22 protein-coding genes are annotated in these 20,990 nt (G+C 48.5%); 16 read left to right on the top strand and 6 right to left on the bottom strand.

Annotated elements, in window-relative coordinates; all coding sequences use genetic code 11:
* Positions 1 to 16: 16 nt before the first annotated feature.
* Together ydcF and aldA are read left to right on the top strand one after the other, a co-directional pair.
* Entirely contained in the window at positions 17 to 817 is an 801-nt protein-coding gene (gene ydcF / locus D9734_RS20925; RefSeq protein WP_130210241.1) for a DUF218 domain-containing protein YdcF, read from the top strand.
* A gap of 195 nt (positions 818 to 1,012) precedes the next feature.
* Complete coding sequence (aldA, locus tag D9734_RS20920) at positions 1,013 to 2,452, top strand: aldehyde dehydrogenase (protein ID WP_130210239.1); 1,440 nt, start codon at positions 1,013 to 1,015, stop codon at positions 2,450 to 2,452.
* A 40-nt stretch (positions 2,453 to 2,492) separates the two neighbouring features.
* Here the strand turns inward: aldA and gap are convergent, their stop codons facing one another.
* Positions 2,493 to 3,494 (bottom strand): type I glyceraldehyde-3-phosphate dehydrogenase, encoded by a 1,002-nt coding sequence (gene gap, locus D9734_RS20915; protein WP_130210237.1) that lies wholly within the window; start codon positions 3,492 to 3,494, stop codon positions 2,493 to 2,495.
* Between the two features lie 188 nt (positions 3,495 to 3,682).
* Between gap and cybB the strand changes: the two genes are divergently transcribed.
* Positions 3,683 to 4,213: a cytochrome b561 gene (gene cybB / locus D9734_RS20910; protein ID WP_130210235.1), complete on the top strand. Its 531-nt coding sequence runs from the start codon at positions 3,683 to 3,685 to the stop codon at positions 4,211 to 4,213.
* A 272-nt stretch (positions 4,214 to 4,485) separates the two neighbouring features.
* On the top strand, positions 4,486 to 4,659 hold the full coding sequence (locus tag D9734_RS20905) for a hypothetical protein (protein WP_130210233.1): 174 nt from the start codon (positions 4,486 to 4,488) through the stop codon (positions 4,657 to 4,659).
* A gap of 65 nt (positions 4,660 to 4,724) precedes the next feature.
* On the opposite strand, the gene D9734_RS20900 is transcribed toward D9734_RS20905, so the two are convergent.
* Positions 4,725 to 4,874 carry a type I toxin-antitoxin system Hok family toxin gene (locus D9734_RS20900; protein WP_064527420.1) on the bottom strand — a complete coding sequence of 50 codons (150 nt, stop codon included), beginning with the start codon at positions 4,872 to 4,874 and terminating at the stop codon, positions 4,725 to 4,727.
* A gap of 398 nt (positions 4,875 to 5,272) precedes the next feature.
* Here D9734_RS20900 and D9734_RS20895 point away from each other — a divergent pair, with 398 nt between their 5' ends.
* A complete protein-coding gene (locus D9734_RS20895; RefSeq protein ID WP_130210231.1) occupies positions 5,273 to 6,913 on the top strand; it encodes a methyl-accepting chemotaxis protein in 1,641 nt (546 codons plus the stop codon).
* Between the two features lie 30 nt (positions 6,914 to 6,943).
* On the opposite strand, the gene D9734_RS20890 is transcribed toward D9734_RS20895, so the two are convergent.
* Positions 6,944 to 7,867, bottom strand: coding sequence for a LysR substrate-binding domain-containing protein (locus tag D9734_RS20890; protein ID WP_130210229.1), 924 nt, complete (start codon positions 7,865 to 7,867; stop codon positions 6,944 to 6,946).
* A gap of 216 nt (positions 7,868 to 8,083) precedes the next feature.
* Between D9734_RS20890 and D9734_RS20885 the strand changes: the two genes are divergently transcribed.
* The 4 genes from D9734_RS20885 to rimL all read left to right on the top strand — a co-directional run bounded on the left by D9734_RS20885 (position 8,084) and on the right by rimL (position 12,275).
* Positions 8,084 to 9,427 (top strand): VOC family protein, encoded by a 1,344-nt coding sequence (locus D9734_RS20885; protein ID WP_130210227.1) that lies wholly within the window; start codon positions 8,084 to 8,086, stop codon positions 9,425 to 9,427.
* Between the two features lie 224 nt (positions 9,428 to 9,651).
* Positions 9,652 to 11,307, top strand: coding sequence for a glucan biosynthesis protein OpgD (gene opgD, locus D9734_RS20880; RefSeq protein ID WP_130210225.1), 1,656 nt, complete (start codon positions 9,652 to 9,654; stop codon positions 11,305 to 11,307).
* A gap of 141 nt (positions 11,308 to 11,448) precedes the next feature.
* Positions 11,449 to 11,673, top strand: coding sequence for a YdcH family protein (locus D9734_RS20875; RefSeq protein ID WP_001296778.1), 225 nt, complete (start codon positions 11,449 to 11,451; stop codon positions 11,671 to 11,673).
* Positions 11,674 to 11,735: 62 nt separating this feature from the next.
* Complete coding sequence (gene rimL / locus D9734_RS20870) at positions 11,736 to 12,275, top strand: 50S ribosomal protein L7/L12-serine acetyltransferase (RefSeq protein WP_130210223.1); 540 nt, start codon at positions 11,736 to 11,738, stop codon at positions 12,273 to 12,275.
* On the opposite strand, the gene ydcK is transcribed toward rimL, so the two are convergent.
* Positions 12,267 to 13,247: a YdcK family protein gene (gene ydcK, locus D9734_RS20865; protein WP_130210221.1), complete on the bottom strand. Its 981-nt coding sequence runs from the start codon at positions 13,245 to 13,247 to the stop codon at positions 12,267 to 12,269. The two genes, rimL and ydcK, sit on opposite strands and share 9 nt — an antisense overlap.
* Before the next feature lie 123 nt (positions 13,248 to 13,370).
* Between ydcK and tehA the strand changes: the two genes are divergently transcribed.
* The 3 genes from tehA (at position 13,371) to D9734_RS20850 (ending at position 15,919) form a co-directional block, all read left to right on the top strand.
* Complete coding sequence (tehA, locus tag D9734_RS20860; protein WP_130210219.1) at positions 13,371 to 14,363, top strand: dicarboxylate transporter/tellurite-resistance protein TehA; 993 nt, start codon at positions 13,371 to 13,373, stop codon at positions 14,361 to 14,363.
* Positions 14,360 to 14,953 (top strand): tellurite resistance methyltransferase TehB, encoded by a 594-nt coding sequence (tehB, locus tag D9734_RS20855; protein ID WP_130210217.1) that lies wholly within the window; start codon positions 14,360 to 14,362, stop codon positions 14,951 to 14,953. The genes tehA and tehB overlap by 4 nt, the downstream gene beginning before the upstream one ends.
* A gap of 297 nt (positions 14,954 to 15,250) precedes the next feature.
* Positions 15,251 to 15,919, top strand: a complete 669-nt coding sequence (locus tag D9734_RS20850; RefSeq protein ID WP_064527441.1) for a DUF3313 domain-containing protein — start codon at positions 15,251 to 15,253, stop codon at positions 15,917 to 15,919.
* Positions 15,920 to 15,953: 34 nt separating this feature from the next.
* Here the strand turns inward: D9734_RS20850 and ydcO are convergent, their stop codons facing one another.
* Entirely contained in the window at positions 15,954 to 17,165 is a 1,212-nt protein-coding gene (gene ydcO, locus D9734_RS20845) for a BenE family transporter YdcO (RefSeq protein ID WP_130210215.1), read from the bottom strand.
* A 52-nt stretch (positions 17,166 to 17,217) separates the two neighbouring features.
* On the opposite strand from ydcO, the gene D9734_RS20840 reads away from it, so the two are divergent.
* Positions 17,218 to 17,754 (top strand): XRE family transcriptional regulator, encoded by a 537-nt coding sequence (locus tag D9734_RS20840; RefSeq protein ID WP_130210213.1) that lies wholly within the window; start codon positions 17,218 to 17,220, stop codon positions 17,752 to 17,754.
* A gap of 72 nt (positions 17,755 to 17,826) precedes the next feature.
* Positions 17,827 to 19,788: a 23S rRNA 5-hydroxycytidine C2501 synthase gene (gene rlhA, locus D9734_RS20835; RefSeq protein ID WP_130210251.1), complete on the top strand. Its 1,962-nt coding sequence runs from the start codon at positions 17,827 to 17,829 to the stop codon at positions 19,786 to 19,788.
* Between the two features lie 92 nt (positions 19,789 to 19,880).
* Here rlhA and D9734_RS20830 read toward each other — a convergent pair whose 3' ends face one another.
* Positions 19,881 to 20,111, bottom strand: a complete 231-nt coding sequence (locus D9734_RS20830) for a DUF2554 family protein (protein WP_130210211.1) — start codon at positions 20,109 to 20,111, stop codon at positions 19,881 to 19,883.
* A 221-nt stretch (positions 20,112 to 20,332) separates the two neighbouring features.
* Here D9734_RS20830 and hicA point away from each other — a divergent pair, with 221 nt between their 5' ends.
* Together hicA and hicB are read left to right on the top strand one after the other, a co-directional pair.
* Complete coding sequence (gene hicA, locus D9734_RS20825) at positions 20,333 to 20,509, top strand: type II toxin-antitoxin system mRNA interferase toxin HicA (RefSeq protein WP_000813796.1); 177 nt, start codon at positions 20,333 to 20,335, stop codon at positions 20,507 to 20,509.
* Positions 20,510 to 20,552: 43 nt separating this feature from the next.
* On the top strand, positions 20,553 to 20,969 hold the full coding sequence (gene hicB, locus D9734_RS20820) for a type II toxin-antitoxin system antitoxin HicB (protein WP_130210249.1): 417 nt from the start codon (positions 20,553 to 20,555) through the stop codon (positions 20,967 to 20,969).
* Positions 20,970 to 20,990 lie beyond the last annotated feature (21 nt).

Here is a 20,990-nt window from a genome sequence, read left to right as displayed (position 1 = left end):
ACGATAAGGAGGGACCATGAATATTAACCCGTTTCCGACGCTTTCAGCGTCAACCATTGATGCTATAAACGTTATCGGTCGATGGCTGGCGCAGGATGATTTCTCCGGTGAAGCTCCGTATCAGGCCGATTGCGTGATACTTGCAGGCAATGCTGTCATTCCCACTATCGATGCCGCTTGTAAGATTGCAAGAGATCAGCAAATTCCTTTACTGATTAGTGGTGGTATAGGTCACTCGACAACTTTTTTGTATAGCGCCATCGCACAGCATCCGCACTACAACACTATCAGCACCACTGGCAGGGCAGAAGCTACCATCCTGGCGGATATCGCTCATCAGTTCTGGCACATTCCGCAGGAAAAAATCTGGATTGAAGACCAGTCAACTAACTGTGGAGAAAATGCCCGTTTCAGTATCGCATTATTGAATCAGTTAGCAGAGCGAGTCCATACCACGATTGTCGTCCAGGATCCCACTATGCAACGCCGAACCATGGCGACGTTCCGTCGTATTACCGGAGATAATCCTGATGCGCCTCGCTGGCTAAGTTATCCGGGATTCGTACCACAGTTGGGAAATGATGCAGGCAGCGTGACGTTTGCTAATCCGCTGACAGGATTATGGCCAGTTGAGCGATATTTGTCTCTACTTACTGGCGAGCTGCCACGCTTGCGCGATGACAGCGATGGCTATGGACCGCGCGGACGCGATTTTATCGTTCACGTCGATTTTCCGTCAGAAGTTATGCAGGCATGGCAGCTATTACAGTATGACGCTGTGCTTATTGAGGCAATGGAGAGTCGCTCACTGCGCTAATAATTGCCCGTTTGTGAACAAATGATTGCAAACGGGTAATAATCTGATCTTTTTCTTCCTCTCTTTATTCCCGTCGTATCTCTTTTTATGAAGCCTTTCACAAAATTGCACATCCACGATGCCTTCTCTACTGTGATTGATGTTAATTAACGCGTGAGTTACAAAATATAAACATATCAATCGCAGGAGTAGCCCATGTCTGTACCCGTTCAACATCCTATGTATATCGATGGACAGTTTATCACCTGGCGCGGCGACGCATGGATTGATGTGGTTAACCCCGCAACAGAGGCAGTGATTTCCCGCATTCCTGATGGCCAGGCTGAAGATGCTCGCAAAGCAATCGATGCGGCAGAGCGAGCGCAGCCAGAATGGGAAGCATTACCCGCGATTGAACGAGCGAACTGGTTACGGAAAATCTCTGCGGGGATCCGCGAACGGGCCAGTGAAATTAGCTCATTGATCGTCGAGGAAGGTGGCAAAATTCAACAGCTGGCCGAAGTCGAAGTCGCTTTTACTGCTGACTATATCGATTACATGGCAGAATGGGCTCGTCGCTACGAGGGCGAGATTATTCAAAGTGATCGTCCTGGGGAAAACATCCTGCTGTTTAAACGTGCGTTGGGCGTAACGACCGGTATCCTACCGTGGAACTTCCCGTTTTTCCTGATCGCTCGCAAAATGGCGCCAGCTCTTCTCACAGGCAATACCATCGTCATCAAACCGAGCGAATTTACGCCAAACAATGCGATCGCATTTGCTAAAATCGTCGACGAAATTGGCCTACCACGCGGCGTGTTTAACCTTGTGTTAGGACGCGGTGAAACGGTAGGTCAGGAGTTGGCGGGTAATCCAAAAGTAGCTATGGTCAGCATGACAGGCAGCGTCGCTGCCGGAGAAAAAATCATGGCGACCGCGGCGAAAAATATCACCAAAGTGTGTCTGGAGCTGGGGGGCAAAGCCCCTGCTATCGTGATGGATGACGCCGATCTTGAATTGGCCGTCAAAGCCATTGTTGATTCACGCGTGATAAATACCGGGCAGGTGTGTAACTGTGCGGAACGTGTCTATGTGCAGAAAGGTGTTTACGATCGCTTTGTTAATCGACTGGGCGAGGCAATGCAGGCGGTTCAATTTGGTAACCCCGCCGAACGTAACGACATTGCGATGGGGCCGCTGATTAACGCTGCAGCTCTGGAAAGGGTGGAACAAAAGGTAGCGCGGGCAGTAGAAGAGGGCGCGAGAATCGCGTTGGGTGGTAAGGCTGTAGAAGGGAAAGGTTATTATTATCCGCCAACGTTGCTTTTGGATGTCCGCCAGGAAATGTCCATTATGCACGAAGAAACCTTTGGGCCAGTGCTGCCGGTAGTCGCTTTTGACACGCTGGAACAGGCTATCTCCATGGCCAACGACAGCGATTATGGCCTGACGTCATCGATATATACCGAGAATCTTAACGTGGCGATGAAAGCCATCAAAGGACTCAAGTTTGGCGAAACCTACATCAACCGAGAAAACTTCGAAGCTATGCAAGGTTTCCATGCTGGATGGCGTAAGTCGGGTATTGGCGGCGCAGATGGCAAACATGGTTTGCATGAGTATCTACAGACTCAGGTGGTCTATTTGCAGTCGTAAGATATGAAAGAGGCGGAGGTTTTTCCTCCGCCAGTGCTGGTCAGAGTTTGGCGAATTTTTCCAGAGTACGAATGAGTTGAGTGACAAAACCATACTCGTTATCGTACCAGGCGACGGTCTTCACCAGTTGTAAATCGCCCACTGCGGTGATTTCCGTTTGGGTCGCATCAAACACCGAACCAAAATGGCTGCCAATGATATCGGAAGAGACAATCTCTTCGTCGGTATAACCAAATGACTCGTTATTGGTCGTTGCTTTTTTAAGTGCGTTATTCACCTCTTCAGCAGTCACTTTTTTCCCAAGGATAGACACCAGCTCGGTCACTGAACCTGTTTTCACTGGCACGCGTTGCGCATGGCCTTTAAGTTTGCCGCTAAGTTCCGGGATCACCAGACCAATGGCTTTTGCCGCACCGGTAGTGTGGGGGATGATATTTTCCGCCGCTGCCCGCGATGCACGTAAATCTTTACCACGCGGACCATCCACCAGAGACTGGGTGCCGGTATAGGCATGGATCGTTGTCATTGTGCCAACTTCTATCCCAAAACTGTCATGCAATGCTTTGGCCATCGGCGCAAGACAGTTGGTTGTGCATGACGCCACAGAAATAATGGTGTCGTTGCCATCCAGAGTGCCATCATTGACGTTATAAACGATGGTTTTCATTTCTCCTGCCGGTGCGGAAATCAACACCTTTTTCGCTCCAGCGTCCAGATGCGCCTGGGATTTTTCTGCGGAAGTATAAAAACCGGTACATTCAATGACAATTTCAGCACCTTTTACTTTCCAGGGGATATTTTTCGCGTCTTTTTCGGCGTAAACCGCAATACTTTTTCCATCAACAATAAGTGAATCCTCTGTGAAATCGACGCTCCAGGGGAAAGGACCGTAGTTTGAATCGTGCTTTAGTAGGTAGGCGAGAATTTTCGGAGACGTAAGATCATTAATGGCGACAACGTCAATGTTACTTTTAATCTCAAGTAGCCGACGTAATACCAGTCGGCCGATACGACCAAAACCGTTAATGCCAACTTTGCTCATGGTTTTCTCCAGTCAAGAACTTGTGGGTAAAAATTAGTCCTTTCCAGGCTTAGACCAGGATGACAGGATGGGCAATCTACCTTTTTGCCATGAAACGTAACGTACTGAAAACGGGTGAACAATATTTAATGAAATTTTAAGAAAAGCTCGTTATGTTAACGGCAAATTGTGTTAAAGCAGGAAATGTTATGGGAATTAGATATTCAAGGTTACAAATTGGCATTCACTGGCTGGTCTTTTTGCTGGTTATTGCAGCCTATTGTGCGATGGAGTTTCGTGGATTTTTCCCGCGTAGCGATCGTCCGGTGATCAACATGATCCACGTTTCATGTGGCATCTCAATTCTCGTGCTGATGGTGGTTCGTCTGTTACTCAGATTGAAATACCCAACGCCGCCCATTGTACCGAAACCCAGGCCCATGATGACGGGACTCGCTCATTTGGGACATTTGGTGATCTATCTCCTGTTTATTGTATTGCCAGTGATTGGTTTGGTGATGATGTATAACCGGGGTAATCCGTGGTTTGCGTTTGGTCTGACAATGCCTTACGCGTCAGAGGCCAATTTTGACCTGGTGGATAGATTAAAGTGGTGGCATGAAACGTTGGCCAATCTGGGATATTACGTTATCGGGCTTCATGCGGCTGCTGCTCTGGCACACCACTATTTATGGAAAGACAACACGCTTTTGCGCATGATGCCGCGTAAGCGCTCCTGAAGGTATTAGAAGAAAGCGCCTGTACTAAACCAGACCCGTGGTACAGGCGAAGAATACGGGCCTACATCGGAAGCGCCTATTATATTTATTTGTATGACAAATAAAACCATAATCCGAGTTTATATGTTCAACGGGTTGATATTTAATCAATATATATACTGTTAAGATTGAAATTCAATTTCTCCAATCTTTGATCTCCCTAAGTGAAATAAAGACCGCACAGCGTATAACTTTTATACCGAACATAAGATTCGGCAAGCCATGGAGGTTGTATGAAAAAGTTGCTCTTTATTTTACTGATGGGATTACTGATGTCTTTTTATGTTGATGCCGGGCGCAAACCCTGTTCTGGTGCGAAAGGGGGGATCTCTCACTGTACAGCTGGCGGCAAATTTGTCTGTAATGATGGTTCTATCAGCGCATCGAAAAAAACATGCACTAACTAAAAGGGGCGCCATGAGAAAATGAACTCGCCAACCAGATGCGCGGGGAATGCTCCCCGCGCAGGCCCTTACCTGGACTGGCAGGCCATGAGAGCCGCCACCTCCTTATCACCGTCCCGGAATCGCAGTTCGTAGAGCGTTTGTCGGGTCAGGAGTGTGAATGCCAGAATCGTGATACAGATAATGAGCAGACACACCACCAGGGGGTTGCGCTTCATAGCCTTTCTCCTTGCCGGATGGCAGGTAAGAGGCTAACATCTGAATTGCTAGGTTCATTCGTTGGCCTCGGTTGATAGAAATATCGGTCGGGGCCTTCGTCTTTCTGATTCCCGGTAAGCCTGAAAACAGAAAGTCTCAGGCGCCCGCAAACATCCTATGTAATTACCCTTACCAGCGAAATAATCACTTCACGAAATTGCGTGGCATTTTCCAGAATTTTTCGTAATACGCCTTACAAGGTATAACTACTCGTAAGTCTCCTCATTCCGATGGTAATAATCTCTCATCACAAAAATTGTTGTAAAAATGTGATATAAACAGGTTTTTGCCAGTAAGCAATTACCATCGATTGCCGATGACTCTCTATCGGGAGTAACCAGGAAGAGAGACAACGGTCATGAATACAACATCCTCACACCGCTTAGGCTTTTTACATCACATCAGGCTGGTTCCATTATTTGCCTGCATTCTTGGCGGCATCCTGTTTCTGTTTGCCTTGAGTTCATCCCTGTCGGGGTATTTTCTCTGGCAGGCAGACCGCGATCAGCGCGACGTCAGCGACGAGATCCAGATACGCACGGGTTTAGCAAACAGCTCTGATTTATTGCGTTCAGCCCGGATCAATATGATTCAGGCCGGGGCAGCAAGTCGTATCGCTGAAATGGAAGAGATGAAACGAAATATTGCGCAAGCGGAATTGCAAATAAAGCAATCGCAACAAGGCTATAACGTTTACCGTACTCGCCTGGTGAAAACTCCCGCTGACGATGCGCTGGACGGAGAATTAAATCAGCGTTTCCTGGCTTATATTTCCGGCCTGCAACCCATGTTGAAATATGCCAAAAATGGCATGTTTGAAGCCATTATCAATCATGAAAGTGAGCAGATCAGAACGCTTGATAATGCCTATAACCAGCAGTTAAGCAAAGCCATTGAGATACGTAGCGCCAGAGCTAACCAGCTAGCGGAACAGGCGCATCAGCGTACTCGTCTGGGAGGGATGTTTATGATTGGCGCATTTATACTTGCGCTGGTAATGACGCTGATAACCTTTATGGTGTTACGCCGGATTGTCATTCGTCCACTGCAACATGCTGCCCAACGGATTGAAAAAATTGCCAGTGGCGATCTGACTCTGGTTGACGAACCCACTGGCCGCAGTGAAATTGGCCGCTTAAGTCGCCATCTACAGCAAATGCAGCATTCGCTGGCGCTGACGGTGGGAACGGTGCGTCAGGGGGCTGAAGAGATCTATCGTGGCACCAGTGAGATTTCTGCCGGTAATGCTGACCTTTCCTCACGCACCGAAGAACAAGCGGCGGCAATTGAACAAACCGCCGCCAGCATGGAGCAACTCACCGCAACAGTGAAACAAAATTCTGATAACGCATATCATGCCAGCAAACTGGCGCAAGAGGCCTCAAGTAAAGCCGGTGATGGCGGACAAACAGTTGCCGGTGTAGTGCGGACAATGGGTAATATCTCCAGTAGCTCGAAGAAAATTTCTGAAATCACGGCTGTTATCAACAGTATTGCCTTCCAGACCAATATCCTGGCGCTCAATGCCGCCGTTGAGGCCGCACGAGCCGGTGAGCAAGGGCGGGGATTTGCCGTTGTCGCCAGCGAAGTGCGTACACTTGCAAGCCGCAGCGCCCAGGCGGCGAAAGAGATTGAAGGCTTGATCAGTGAGTCCGTCAGGTTGATTGGCCAGGGGGCCGATGAGGTGGCAACAGCAGGGAAAACCATGAGCGCTATTGTTGATGCCGTGGCGAGCGTCACACATATCATGCAAGAAATAGCTGCCGCCTCAGATGAACAAAGCAGAGGTATCACACAAGTTAGCCAGGCGATTTCTGAAATGGATAAAGTGACGCAACAGAACGCTTCTCTGGTGGAAGAGGCTTCAGCTGCGGCGGTATCTCTTGAAGAACAGGCGGCGCGGTTAACTGAAGCCGTGGATGTGTTCCGTCTGAAGAAACAACCAGTTCAGGCGGCTCAACAAGGAACAGGGAGTTCAGTGAGTTTGGCAACGGTGTGATAAAAAAGGGATCGTAAGATCCCTTACATTTCAGAACGGCATTGATTTTCGAATGGCGTTAATCATCAACTGACAACCGGAAGAGAGTGTTGCATCTACGCGGGTCAGTATTCCAATAGGTTCGCCTGCTCCATGCCCCGGAACAGGCAGGGCCACCAGCGTGGCATGACGCAGGTCGTCTTTTACCGCGCCAGAAGGAACAAACCACACGTAGTCGTATTCAACCGTAAGCTGACGTGAAAGCGATGCAGACAACGTTTCAATGCAACCTGAAGGAATTTTACATCCCTGGCTTTTTACTAATGCCTCAGAATGCTGCCGTGGCGCGGTGCCTTCTGGTGATACGACAACAGGCCATTCCAGTACCCGACTTAACGTTACGTTCTCCTGAAGCAGGGGGTGATTAGGCCTAACAACTAACTTAAGTGATTCGAGAAACAGCAGCTCGTAATTAAGTCCGGTCATCAGTTCAGGATCTGACATCCGACCAACACCAATATCGATTTCCCCTGTTTTTAATCCCGCCAGGATCATCGTGTTACTCATGGTGGCAACTTGCAGTGTGGTTTCTTTTTGTTGCTGATGAAACTGACCTATAACCGAAGGTAATATCCCTAGTGCCGCGGTAGGTAGCGCGCCCACTCTGACGACATCATTGTTAAGGCCTTCTTTACGATTAAGTGACTGTCCAGCGGTGTTAATGGCGTCAAGAACTCTGACTGCGTGAGTTAAAAATTGCTCGCCAGGTAAGGTGAGCTGCGCGCCTTGACGTCCTCGGTCGAACAGGCGAGCACCCGTCAATTGCTCCAGCTCATTCAATGTCTTAGAGAGTGCCGGTTGACTCAGATTAAGGGTTTCAGCCGCGCGCCCCAAAGTTCCTTGTTGTGCGACAGCTACGAATGTATGAAGGTGGCGCAAACGGATGCGCTGACTAAACAGACTATTTTTTTCCATAAGCGATGTTAAAAACGAAGCGGTGCCGCTGACAAGTGATGTTGTTTGATTATGATAACTTGATTGCAAAATATTATTAACATTTAAAGTAATTATGTTACATCGAAATCGATAATATTGATGATTTCGAGGCGAGATCACAGTTTGTAAATTCTTCCCACCAGAGTGAATGCGGTTACCTACACTCGAGATAATTGACCACTGGGGGTAGGCATTATGGCGAACAGCATCACAGCGGATGAGATTCGGGAACAGTTTTCGCAGGCAATGTCAGCCATGTATCAACAAGAAGTTCCACAGTACGGTACGTTGCTGGAACTGGTCGCTGACGTGAATCTGGCTGTGCTGGAAAATAATCCCCAACTGCATGAAAAAATGGTTAATGCGGATGAACTGGCGAGGCTTAACGTTGAACGTCATGGGGCGATACGTGTAGGAACCGCGCAGGAACTTGCCACATTAAGGCTGATATTCGCCATTATGGGAATGTATCCGGTGAGTTATTACGATCTCTCGCAGGCTGGCGTGCCGGTACATTCTACGGCATTTCGGCCCATCGATGATGCCTCGCTTGCGCGTAATCCTTTCCGAGTTTTTACCTCATTGCTCCGCCTTGAGCTTATCGAAAACAAAACATTGCGCCAAAAGGCGGCGGAGATTTTACGCCAGCGCGATATCTTTACCCCACGTTGTCGGCAACTGTTAGATGAATATGATCGGGAGGGCGGTTTTAGCGAAGCGCAAGCGCGGGAGTTTGTGCGAGAAGCCCTGGAGACGTTTCGTTGGCATCAGTCAGCAACGGTAGATGAAGAAACCTATCACGCGTTGCATAACGAGCATCGACTGATCGCTGATGTAGTCTGTTTTCCAGGCTGTCATATCAATCACCTGACGCCACGCACGCTGGACATTGATCGGGTGCAGTCGATGATGCCCGAACGCGGTATCGAACCAAAAATTCTCATCGAAGGGCCGCCGCGCCGCGAGGTGCCGATTTTATTGCGTCAAACCAGCTTTAAGGCACTGGAAGAAACGGTTCTGTTTGTGGGGCAACAGCAGGGGAGGCATACCGCGCGATTTGGTGAGATAGAGCAGCGCGGAGTGGCGTTAACGCCGAAAGGGCGGCGACTGTATGATGAACTTCTGCGTAATGCCGGAACTGGACAGGATAATCTCACTCATCAACTGCATTTGCAGGAAACCTTTCGCGCTTTCCCGGACAGCGAATTTTTGATGCGCCAGCAAGGGCTGGCATGGTTCCGTTATCGACTGACACCATCGGGTGAAGCGCATCGTCAGGCGATACATCCTGGGGACGATCCGCAACCTTTGATTGAACGTGGCTGGGTTGTCGCACAACCTATTACGTATGAGGATTTTTTGCCGGTGAGTGCGGCGGGGATCTTCCAGTCCAATCTCGGTAACGAAACGCAGACGCGCAGTCATGGTAATGCCAGTCGTGAGGCATTCGAGCAGGCGCTGGGCTGCCAGGTTTTTGATGAATTTCAGTTATACAAGGAAGCGGAAGAACGCAGTAAACGCCGCTGTGGATTGCTTTAAAATCGGGCCATCCTGCTTTGCAAAAATTTGCCTGATTTTACAAATGAATCAGGCTCTTCCCATCGACATAAAAAAATTGCCGATTTGTGCAGATTCTCCATGCTCAACAATTGGATTATTAATAAATATTGTCTAGAGTGAGCGGTCATTAATAAGCACTTTCTTGCCGCTGAAAACGACCAGCGCGGGACCATTCACAACACCAGAAGGACTCACTGTCAGGTATGGATCGTAGACGATTTATTAAAGGTTCAATGGCTATGGCCGCCGTGTGCGGTACCAGCGGTATTGCTTCTCTTTTTTCTCAGGCTGCGTTCGCGGCAGATTCTGATATTGCCGATGGGCAAACTCAGCGTTTTGACTTTTCGGTTTTACAGTCGATGGCGCATGATTTAGCGCAAAAGCCGTGGGGTGGCGAGCCGCGTCCGTTACCCAACACGTTGGCGACTATGACCCCGCAGGCTTATAACAGCATTCAATACGACGCCGAACAATCACTGTGGCATAACGTCGAGAACCGCCAGCTTGATGCCCAGTTCTTTCATATGGGGATGGGTTTCCGCCGCCGCGTACGCATGTTCTCGGTTGATCCTGCAACGCATCTGGCACGTGAAATTCACTTTCGTCCAGAATTGTTCAAATACAATGATGCGGGCGTAGATACCAAACAACTGGAAGGGCAAAGCGATCTCGGCTTTGCAGGCTTCCGCGTATTTAAAGCGCCGGAACTGGCTCGCCGCGATGTGGTATCGTTCCTCGGTGCAAGCTATTTCCGTGCCGTTGATGACACGTATCAATACGGTTTATCGGCCCGTGGTTTGGCAATTGATACTTATACCGACAGCAAAGAAGAGTTCCCCGATTTTACCGCTTTCTGGTTTGATACCGTAAAACCAGGCGCAACCACCTTTACCGTTTATGCCTTACTCGATAGCCCCAGCATTACCGGTGCCTACAAGTTCACCATCCAGTGTGAAAAGAGTCAGGTGATTATGGATGTTGAAAACCATCTGTATGCGCGTAAAGAGATCAAGCAATTGGGTATTGCGCCGATGACCAGTATGTTTAGTTGCGGCACTAACGAACGTCGTATGTGCGATACTATTCATCCGCAAATCCATGATTCCGACCGTCTTTCCATGTGGCGGGGCAATGGCGAGTGGATCTGCCGGCCGCTAAATAATCCGCAGAAATTGCAGTTCAATGCCTACACCGACAATAACCCGAAAGGTTTTGGTTTATTGCAACTGGATCGTGATTTCTCCCATTATCAAGACATCATGGGCTGGTACAACAAACGACCAAGTTTGTGGGTAGAGCCTCGTAATAAATGGGGCAAAGGCACCATTGGTCTGATGGAAATCCCAACAACGGGTGAAACGCTGGATAACATTGTCTGCTTCTGGCAGCCAGAAAAAGCAGTAAAAGCAGGGGACGAGTTTGCATTCCAGTATCGTCTGTACTGGAGCGCACATCCCCCTGTTCAATGTCCATTGGCACGTGTTATGGCGACGCGCACCGGCATGGGAGGTTTTCCGGAAGGTTGGGCGCCGGGTGAGCATTATCCAGAAAAATGGGCGCGTCGTTTTGCCGTCGATTTTGTTGGTGGTGACCTGAAAGCGGCTGCGCCTAAGGGGATTGAACCTGTTATTACGCTCTCCAGCGGTGAAGCGAAGCAAATCGAAATTCTCTACATTGAACCGATTGATGGTTACCGTATTCAATTTGACTGGTATCCGACTTCGGACTCTACTGATCCGGTTGATATGCGGATGTATCTCCGCTGCCAGGGCGATGCCATCAGTGAAACATGGCTGTATCAGTATTTCCCACCAGCTCCGGATAAGCGCAAATACGTTGACGATCGCGTGATGAATTGATCGTCATTTTTTTCGGCACCTTCTGACGGAAGGTGCCGTCTGGTAAAACACGATCCCGCTCGCATTTTTCCCCAAACTATCTGAGTAATCTGATGATGTGTATTTCATATACACTTTGTCAGCCACTAACAGGGAGTGCGTATGTTTCCAGAATACCGAGATTTAATATCCCGTCTGAAAAACGAAAATCCTCGCTTTATGTCCTTGTTCGATAAACACAATAAACTTGATCATGAAATTGCCAGAAAGGAAGGTTCCGACGGTCGAGGATACAATGCGGAAGTGGTCCGCATGAAAAAACAGAAGCTCCAGTTGAAAGATGAGATGCTCAAAATCCTGCAACAGGAGAGCGTCAAAGAGGTGTAAACTTTCTTAAGCCGCCTGCCAGGCGGCTTTTTTAACAACTGCATGGATTGACTGGAGATAAGATGACTGAAACGATAAAAGTAAGCGAATCACTTGAATTACATGCTGTTGCAGAAAGTCATGTCACACCTCTTTATCAGTTAATCTGTAAAAATAAAACCTGGTTACAGCAGTCGCTAAACTGGCCGCAGTTTGTTCAAAGTGAAGAGGACACGCGAAAAACGGTGCAGGGTAATGTGATGTTGCATCAGCGTGGATATGCCAAAATGTTCATGATTTTCAAAGAAGATGAACTTATCGGCGTTATCTCGTTTAATCGTATTGAACCACTGAATAAAACCGCGGAAATCGGCTACTGGATGGACGAATCTCATCAGGGGCAGGGGATCATTTCTCAGGCGCTGCAGGCATTGATGCATCATTACGCTCAGTCTGGTGAACTCAGACGCTTCGTGATCAAATGTCGGGTGGACAATCCGCAAAGCAACCAGGTAGCTTTGCGCAATGGTTTTATCCTTGAAGGTTGCCTTAAACAGGCTGAGTTCCTGAATGATGCCTTTGATGATGTGAACTTATACGCGCGTATTATCGATTCACAATAACCCTGGCAGCGGCGTTCGCGTAATGCGCTCCTCGCCGTTAATAACTTTTGGACCACGGACATGAACCGTGTCGCCATCAAAGGCTGCAACGACGGCGTGGTCGGTTAACTCCACATGGTTTTCAATCATCACCGCACCTGTAATGCGGCTGTTCCCCTGTATGGTGACGTGATTGTCGAGCAAAACCGGACCACCACGTACGAGTGCATGACCACCCACCAGAACATGATGTTTTAACACACAATTGCCTTCTACCGAGGCATGTTCCGCTACCTGCGAACTGTAATGAAGCGTGGGAATGGCATCTTCTTCTGTTCCGGCGATCACACGTGCATGTCCGTAGACTTTCGCGCAGTCACACAGCCAGACGTTGTTCTCTTCATTACCTTCAATACGTGCAAAATCAAAAACTTCGGCGCGATGCTCAATGAACGCAAATTTCACAATGGCATCACCATATATTTGCGCCTGATGAACAATGCGCGAGGCGCTGACTCTTGCGCGATCATAAATTTGCAACAGAAGATGGTGGTCGGGCGTTAAACCTTGCGCAGCGACAACCATTGAGTTCTGATCAATGCAGACATGACCAGAAATCCTGCAATTTCCGCATATTAATGAATCATGGATTGTGACGTTGTCACTTATCAGAGCGCCCTGACTGATTTTGCTATTATCGATCCAGACGTTATCCTTCGCGCAAACATCGCCCCATAGCTCGCTGCTTCCGGTGATGCGTGTATTACCGGATATCACCGTTCCGGCAAACGCGATGGCATTCTGGTCATAGATCCAACAATTTCCATCCTGGGCCAATACGGTTTCATTATCAATCCAGCCGCCAGGCGTTCCGGCTATTACGTCATTAAAATCAGCGATGGCAATAATCTGCCGCAATAAAACACTCTTTTTATCGCTATCTTCCTGATAACTAAAAGCTCGTTGTTCTTCACTAAGACGATATTTGCGCATAGCGTTTTCCCGCAGGTGACCTACTATAACCGTAGCAAATTCTGTGACTCTGGCTATGTTTAGCAAATTTCCATAAAATGCATTTCAAATATACTTTATAAATTAAACAAAATGAGTAAGAAGATGCAGAGCGATAAAGTGCTCAATTTACCGGCAGGTTACTTTGGCATTGTGTTGGGGACGATAGGGATGGGATTTGCCTGGCGTTATGCCAGCCAGGTTTGGCAGGTCAGTCACTGGTTGGGCGATGGGCTGGTGATTCTGGCAATGATCATTTGGGGATTACTGACTAGCGCATTTATTACCCGACTCATACGCTTTCCGCATAGCGTGCTGGCGGAAGTGCGTCATCCAGTGATGAGCAGTTTTGTGAGTTTGTTTCCGGCAACAACGATGCTGGTGGCAATTGGTTTTGTTCCCTGGTTTCGTCCGCTGGCGGTGGGCCTGTTCAGTATTGGTGTTGTGATTCAACTGGCTTATGCCGCCTGGCAAACAGCCGGTTTATGGCGCGGTTCCCATCCTGAGGAAGCTACGACACCCGGACTTTATTTACCGACTGTTGCCAACAACTTCATCAGTGCAATGGCCTGTGGAGCATTGGGCTACACCGATGCTGGTCTGGTATTTTTAGGGGCTGGCGTTTTCTCCTGGTTAAGTCTTGAGCCGGTGATCCTTCAGCGTCTGCGTAGCTCGGGAGAATTGCCCACGGCACTGCGTACATCGTTGGGTATTCAGCTTGCACCGGCGCTGGTGGCATGTAGCGCCTGGTTGAGCGTCAACGGTGGCGAGGGCGATACGCTGGCGAAAATGCTTTTCGGTTACGGTCTACTGCAACTTCTTTTTATGTTACGCCTGATGCCGTGGTATCTCTCCCAGCCGTTTAATGCCTCATTCTGGAGTTTCTCGTTCGGCGTATCTGCACTGGCAACCACCGGTTTGCATTTAGGAAGCGGTAACGACAATGGCTTTTTCCATACCCTGGCTGTGCCGCTATTTATTTTTACCAATTTTATAATCGCATTACTGCTCATCCGTACTTTCGCGCTTCTGATGCAGGGAAAATTGTTAATCAGAACCGAGCGCGCCGTTTTAATGAAAGCTGAGGACAAAGAATGATTATTCGTGATGAAAACTACTTCACTGATAAATATGAATTAACCCGCACACACTCTGAAGTTCTGGAAGCGGTGAAAGTGGTTAAGCCGGGTAAAACGCTGGATCTGGGCTGTGGTAATGGCCGTAACAGCCTTTACCTGGCAGCCAATGGTTATGATGTCGACGCATGGGATAAAAATGCCATGAGCATTGCCAACGTCGAGCGCATCAAATCCATTGAAAAACTGGAAAATTTGCGCACCCAGGTTGTTGATCTAAATAACCTGACGTTTGATGGACAATACGATTTTATTCTTTCTACCGTGGTGCTGATGTTCCTGGAGGCGAAAACCATTCCTGGATTGATTGCCAATATGCAGCGTTGCACCAAACCCGGTGGTTATAACTTGATTGTGGCAGCAATGGACACAGCTGATTTTCCATGTACCGTCGGGTTCCCCTTTGCCTTTAAAGAAGGGGAGTTACGTCAATATTACGAAGGCTGGGAGATGCTGAAATACAATGAAGACGTGGGTGAACTCCACCGCACCGACGCTAACGGCAATCGCATTAAACTACGTTTCGCCACGATGCTGGCACGTAAAAAATAAGCTAACAGGGCAAGGCGCATGAAAATGCCCACGTGAGATGTTTAACTGTTTTTTTTCGGTAAGCATATTTTTTATCGAGGTGATGTGAAATATATCACAGTGGTTGAAGTTTTTTATCGGCTTAACTGCCTGAAATTTAACAACTGATGATTGACTCTGCCCCCTTTTCGTCATTGACTATATTGTCAGAAAAGGGGCTGGAAAATTTATTTTCACCAACACTTTTTTTGCCACAACACGAAGCGGTACTTTTTGCTATAACTTAAAAAGTAATATAATCATCTCAGGAAACTATTCATGCGTACCACATCAATTGCGAAAGTTGCGGCTTTATGCGGCTTGTTGGCTCTGTCAGGTTGTGCCTCTAAAATCACCCAGCCAGATAAATATTCTGGTTTTTTAAACAATTACTCCAACCTTCAAGAAACAACTTCAGCAACGGGCAAACCGGTATTACGCTGGGTTGATCCAAATTTTGATCAAAGTAAATATGACAGCATCGTCTGGAACCCAATCACCTATTATCCGGTGCCTAAACCTTCTACCCAGGTAGGGCAAAAAGTTCTGGATAGAATTTTGAGCTATACCAATACTGAAATGAAAGAAGCCATCTCACAGCGTAAACCACTGGTTACTACCGCTGGGCCTCGTAGTCTGATTTTCCGTGGTGCTATTACTGGTGTAGATACCAGCAAAGAAGGGTTACAGTTCTATGAAGTTGTTCCTGTCGCATTAGTGGTAGCAGGGACGCAAATGGCGACGGGTCACCGTACCATGGATACCCGCCTGTACTTTGAAGGTGAGCTGATTGATGCGGCTACCAACAAACCAGTTATCAAAGTGGTTCGTCAGGGCGAAGGTAAGGACCTGAACAACGAAAGCACACCAATGGCTTTCGAAAATATTAAGCAAGTTATTGATGACATGGCGACCGACGCGACCATGTTTGACGTTAACAAAAAGTAATGCCAGTCGCGCCATCGCAAGATGGCGCTTCTGATTATCGGCTTCTGTCAGCGATCAAATTCAATACTACATAACAGATACCACCGGCAATTAATCCCCAAAACGCCGAGCCAATACCTACCAGCGTCAGCCCACTTGCCGTTACCAGAAAAGCCACCACAGCAGCGTCGCGCTCACGCTCATTATGCAAAGCCTGATACAAACTGCCTCCGATGGTACTTAACAGCGCCAGACCAGCCAGCATCTGGATCCAACTTACAGGCAGGGCAGCCATCATCCCGGTAATGGCACTGCCAAACAGACCCGCCAGTAAATAAAAGACGCCAGCCGCAGCGGCAGCCAGCCAACGCTGATCTTTGTCCGGGTGCGCCTCCGGGCTCTGGCAAATAGCCGCAGTGATAGCCGCAATACCTACGGAATAAACGCCGAAAGGAGAAAACAGAAGCGCCAGTAATCCAGTAAACACAATCAACGGCGAAACCGGAGCCGAATACCCGGCGGCTTTCATCGCCGCAATCCCTGGCGCATTTTGCGATGCCATCGTCACCAGAAAAAGGGGGAGTGCAACGCTCAAACTGTGAGCAAACGAAAATTCAGGGGCGAGATAAGCGGGGAGAACTGGTTTGAAAACGATATCTTTTGTGACAACGTCACCTTGTGCGATAACGACCACGATCCCAACAATCATCGCCGCAATTACCGCATAACGCGGCGCAAAAACCTTTGTCGCCAGCCACGCCAGCAACATACTACCGCATAACATAAACTGACCATCCAGACTGGCAAACGCCTGTAAACCAAAGCGTAACAAAATTCCGGCCAGCATTGCCGCTGCCAGCGAGTGCGGAATAATACGCATCAGACGGGCGAATAATCCTGTCACACCACAGAGAACAATTAGCGCATTCGTGACAATAAAAACGCCGATGGCCTGGTTTAGCGTTAGTCCCTGTAACCCGGTGACCAGCAACGCAGCACCGGGCGTTGACCATGCGGTAAGAACAGGCACGCGATACCACAACGTCAGAGCCAGCGTACTGACTCCCATGGCCAGCCCCAGCGCCGTCATCCAGCCGGAAATTTGCTCTGTGGTGGCTCCAGCGACAATCGCCGCTTGCCATATTATTGCCGCAGAGCTGGCATAACCAATCAATACCGCCAGAAACCCTGCAAGCAGTGTGGGAGGAGGAATGGAAAACAGACGCATAGTTACCTCGTGCGTTATAGCGTACAGGCACCGTAGCATTTGTCCGTTATAACGCACAAGTGATAAACTCCCGTTTTGCAGGAGGAGTCGCATGGAAAATCTCGCTCGCTTTTTATCCACTACGCTTAAACATCTTCGTCAGCAGCGAGGCTGGAGTCTTTCGCGGCTGGCTGAAGCGACGGGCGTTTCAAAAGCGATGTTAGGGCAGATTGAACGTAATGAATCCAGCCCGACGGTCGCAACATTATGGAAAATAGCTACCGGAATGAACGTGCCGTTTTCGACGTTTATTTCGCCACCGCAGACCGCTACGCCATCCGTTTATGATCCACAACAGCAGGCAATGGTGATCACTTCTTTATTTCCTTATGATCCGCAACTCTGTTTTGAACATTTCTCGATCATGATGGCCCCTGGTGCAATAAGCGAATCGACGCCGCACGAAAAGGGTGTTATCGAGCATGTTGTCGTCATTGGTGGGCAGCTTGACCTGTGCGTTGGTGGTGAGTGGCGAAGCCTTAAAAGTGGAGAAGGTGAACGCTTTGCCGCAGATGTTGCCCATGCCTATTGCAACCGTGGCGAGCAAACCGTGCATTTTCATTCCATTATCCATTACCCGCGTAGTTGAACAGGAAAACTATTTCGCAACGTCGCGCTTGTGGCTAAAATAACCGCCTTTTTTCAGCTACTGGATAAGAAAGTGACCGTATCTTCTCATCGTCTTGAACTGTTAAGCCCGGCACGCGATGCCGCCATTGCCCGCGAAGCTATTTTGCACGGTGCCGATGCTGTTTATATCGGCGGCCCTGGTTTTGGTGCCCGTCATAACGCCAGTAATAGTCTGAAAGATATCGCCGAACTGGTGCCATTTGCCCACCGTTATGGCGCAAAAATTTTCGTCACGCTTAACACCATTTTGCATGACGACGAACTGGAACCGGCGCAACGACTGATTACCGATCTTTACCAGACAGGCGTAGATGCGCTGATTGTTCAGGACATGGGAATTCTGGAACTTGATATTCCGCCGATTGAACTGCACGCAAGTACGCAGTGCGATATTCGTACTGTAGAGAAAGCGAAGTTCCTCTCTGACGTTGGCTTTACCCAGATTGTGCTGGCGCGTGAACTTAACCTGGAGCAGATTCGTGCGATTCATCAGGCCACGGACGCGACTATTGAGTTCTTTATTCATGGCGCATTGTGTGTGGCATATTCCGGTCAGTGCTACATTTCTCATGCACAAACGGGACGTAGCGCCAACCGTGGCGATTGCTCGCAGGCGTGCCGTTTGCCATACACATTGAAAGACGATCAGGGGCGAGTGGTTTCCTATGAAAAACATCTGCTGTCGATGAAAGATAACGATCAGACTGCCAACCTCGGCGCGTTGATCGATGCGGGCGTACGCTCCTTCAAGATTGAAGGCCGTTACAAAGATATGAGCTACGTGAAGAATATCACCGCCCATTATCGCCAGATGCTGGATGCCATTATTGAAGAGCGCGGCGATCTGGCTCGTGCTTCATCAGGTCGTACTGAACATTTCTTTGTGCCTTCGACAGAAAAAACCTTCCATCGTGGTAGCACAGACTACTTTGTTAACGCGCGTAAAGGTGACATTGGCGCGTTCGATTCGCCGAAATTTATCGGCCTGCCGGTGGGTGAAGTATTGAAAGTGGCGAAAGATCATCTCGATGTTGCCGTCACCGAGCCACTGGCAAATGGCGATGGCCTGAACGTAATGATTAAACGTGAAGTGGTTGGCTTTCGTGCCAATACGGTAGAGAAAACCGGAGAAAATCACTACCGCGTCTGGCCAAATGAAATGCCAGCAGATTTGCATAAAATTCGCCCACATCATCCGCTTAACCGTAACCTTGACCATAACTGGCAACAGGCACTGACGAAAACCTCCAGCGAGCGTCGGATCGCGGTAGACATTGAACTGGGTGGCTGGCAAGAACAACTCATTCTGACGTTAACCAGCGAAGAGGGCGTTAGCATCACTCATACCCTGGATGGGCAGTTCGACGAAGCGAATAACGCCGAAAAAGCGCTGAATAACCTGAAAGATGGCCTGGCAAAACTGGGGCAAACCATCTATTACGCCCGCGATGTGCAAATTAATTTGCCGGGGGCGCTGTTTGTGCCAAACAGTCTGTTAAATCAGTTCCGCCGTGAAGCCGTCGAAATGCTGGATGCTGCACGTCTTGCCAGCTACCAGCGCGGCAGTCGTAAACCGGTTGCTGAACCTGCGCCGGTTTATCCGCAAACGCATTTGAGCTTCCTTGCTAACGTCTACAACCATAAAGCACGCGAGTTCTATCATCGCTATGGCGTACAACTGATTGATGCGGCGTATGAAGCGCATGAAGAGAAGGGCGAAGTCCCGGTGATGATCACCAAACACTGCCTGCGCTTTGCCTTCAATCTGTGTCCGAAACAGGCGAAAGGTAATATTAAAAGCTGGAAGGCAACGCCGATGCAACTGGTTAACGGTGATGAAGTACTAACGCTGAAGTTTGATTGCCGCCCGTGTGAGATGCACGTCATCGGTAAAATCAAAAATCATATTCTGAAAATGCCGTTACCGGGAAGCGTTGTCGCATCTGTAAGCCCGGATGATCTGCTGAAAACATTGCCGAAGCGGAAAGGATAAAACGCAAGCTTTCAGGGGTATTCACAACTCATTGAATCTGCATGATATTGTTGCCGGATAAGGCGTTCATGCCGCATCCGGCAACAAACGACTCAAGGTTGTCCCGTTTCTGGTTTGCGTGATTTTTGCCAGTAATAATGCTCGCGCAAACCTTCCGCCGACTCTTCCGCTGCAGCACGCAATTCATCGCTGTCCGCCTCATGACGCAGTTGATGATCCACATTCTTTACCCACAAAAATTCATGCCCTTTGTGTCCTGCCATCAGCTGACCAGAGAACAGCGCACACGTTAATAAGACTACCGATAACGCTTTCGTAAACATCCCGCCACCCGTTTATTACACTTTGCCGCTATGATGCCGATAGTTTCTTTAAGTTATTATTCTGTTTTGCAAATTAGCGCAAAGAATTTCTGGAACCTGCCTTCCTGATTTGGCACTGCTTTTCACCGTTGCGGCGAATTAGTGCTATTTTCGAGCAAATTAAAAAAGGAGGTAAACATTAATGTTTACTTTGTTGATATACTCAGCGGCAGGGAGGCGATGTGAAACAAAGCGAGTTCAGACGTTGGCTCGAATCTCAGGGCGTAGATGTGGCGAATGGCAGCAACCATTTGAAACTCAGGTTTCAGGGGCGACGTAGTGTCATGCCGCGTCACCCCAGTGACGAGATCAAAGAACCATTGCGTAAAGCAATCCTGAAACAACTCGGTTTAAATTAATCGCCATAAGAAGGTTAATGACATGCGAGAGACAGTCAAAATTATGCGTTATCCCGTCACTCTTACACCTGCGCCGGAAGGCGGTTATGTGGTTTCTTTTGTAGATATCCCTGAAGCGTTAACGCAGGGAGAAACTGTTGCTGAAGCGATGGAAGCAGCAAAAGATGCCTTACTCACCGCATTTGATTTTTATTTTGAAGATAACGAGCTAATCCCGTTGCCTTCGCCATTAAATAACAACGATCACTTTGTTGAAGTGCCTTTAAGTGTCGCTTCTAAGGTATTGCTGTTAAATGCTTTTTTGCAGTCAGATATCACCCAGCAAGAGCTGGCGAGGCGGATTGGTAAACCCAGGCAGGAGATCACTCGCTTGTTTGATTTGCATCATGCGACAAAAATCGACGCCGTCCAGCTTGCGGCTAAAGCCCTGGGCAAAGAGTTATCGCTGGTAATGGTTTAATTACAGTTAACGTAAAGTTGT

This window comes from Escherichia sp. E14S1 (assembly GCF_004211995.1).
Taxonomy (GTDB): domain Bacteria; phylum Pseudomonadota; class Gammaproteobacteria; order Enterobacterales; family Enterobacteriaceae; genus Escherichia.
The sequence above is the reverse complement of the archived record's forward strand: the minus strand, read 5'-3'. Positions and strand labels throughout refer to the sequence as shown.

Coding starts and splice junctions, on each gene's coding strand:
- ydcF (WP_130210241.1), top strand. CDS start 17: ATGAATATTAACCCGTTTCCGACGCTTTCAGCGTCAACCATTGATGCT.
- aldA (WP_130210239.1), top strand. CDS start 1,013: ATGTCTGTACCCGTTCAACATCCTATGTATATCGATGGACAGTTTATC.
- gap (WP_130210237.1), bottom strand. CDS start 3,494: ATGAGCAAAGTTGGCATTAACGGTTTTGGTCGTATCGGCCGACTGGTA.
- cybB (WP_130210235.1), top strand. CDS start 3,683: ATGGGAATTAGATATTCAAGGTTACAAATTGGCATTCACTGGCTGGTC.
- D9734_RS20905 (WP_130210233.1), top strand. CDS start 4,486: ATGAAAAAGTTGCTCTTTATTTTACTGATGGGATTACTGATGTCTTTT.
- D9734_RS20900 (WP_064527420.1), bottom strand. CDS start 4,874: ATGAAGCGCAACCCCCTGGTGGTGTGTCTGCTCATTATCTGTATCACG.
- D9734_RS20895 (WP_130210231.1), top strand. CDS start 5,273: ATGAATACAACATCCTCACACCGCTTAGGCTTTTTACATCACATCAGG.
- D9734_RS20890 (WP_130210229.1), bottom strand. CDS start 7,867: ATGGAAAAAAATAGTCTGTTTAGTCAGCGCATCCGTTTGCGCCACCTT.
- D9734_RS20885 (WP_130210227.1), top strand. CDS start 8,084: ATGGCGAACAGCATCACAGCGGATGAGATTCGGGAACAGTTTTCGCAG.
- opgD (WP_130210225.1), top strand. CDS start 9,652: ATGGATCGTAGACGATTTATTAAAGGTTCAATGGCTATGGCCGCCGTG.
- D9734_RS20875 (WP_001296778.1), top strand. CDS start 11,449: ATGTTTCCAGAATACCGAGATTTAATATCCCGTCTGAAAAACGAAAAT.
- rimL (WP_130210223.1), top strand. CDS start 11,736: ATGACTGAAACGATAAAAGTAAGCGAATCACTTGAATTACATGCTGTT.
- ydcK (WP_130210221.1), bottom strand. CDS start 13,247: ATGCGCAAATATCGTCTTAGTGAAGAACAACGAGCTTTTAGTTATCAG.
- tehA (WP_130210219.1), top strand. CDS start 13,371: ATGCAGAGCGATAAAGTGCTCAATTTACCGGCAGGTTACTTTGGCATT.
- tehB (WP_130210217.1), top strand. CDS start 14,360: ATGATTATTCGTGATGAAAACTACTTCACTGATAAATATGAATTAACC.
- D9734_RS20850 (WP_064527441.1), top strand. CDS start 15,251: ATGCGTACCACATCAATTGCGAAAGTTGCGGCTTTATGCGGCTTGTTG.
- ydcO (WP_130210215.1), bottom strand. CDS start 17,165: ATGCTACGGTGCCTGTACGCTATAACGCACGAGGTAACTATGCGTCTG.
- D9734_RS20840 (WP_130210213.1), top strand. CDS start 17,218: ATGGAAAATCTCGCTCGCTTTTTATCCACTACGCTTAAACATCTTCGT.
- D9734_RS20830 (WP_130210211.1), bottom strand. CDS start 20,111: ATGTTTACGAAAGCGTTATCGGTAGTCTTATTAACGTGTGCGCTGTTC.
- hicB (WP_130210249.1), top strand. CDS start 20,553: ATGCGTTATCCCGTCACTCTTACACCTGCGCCGGAAGGCGGTTATGTG.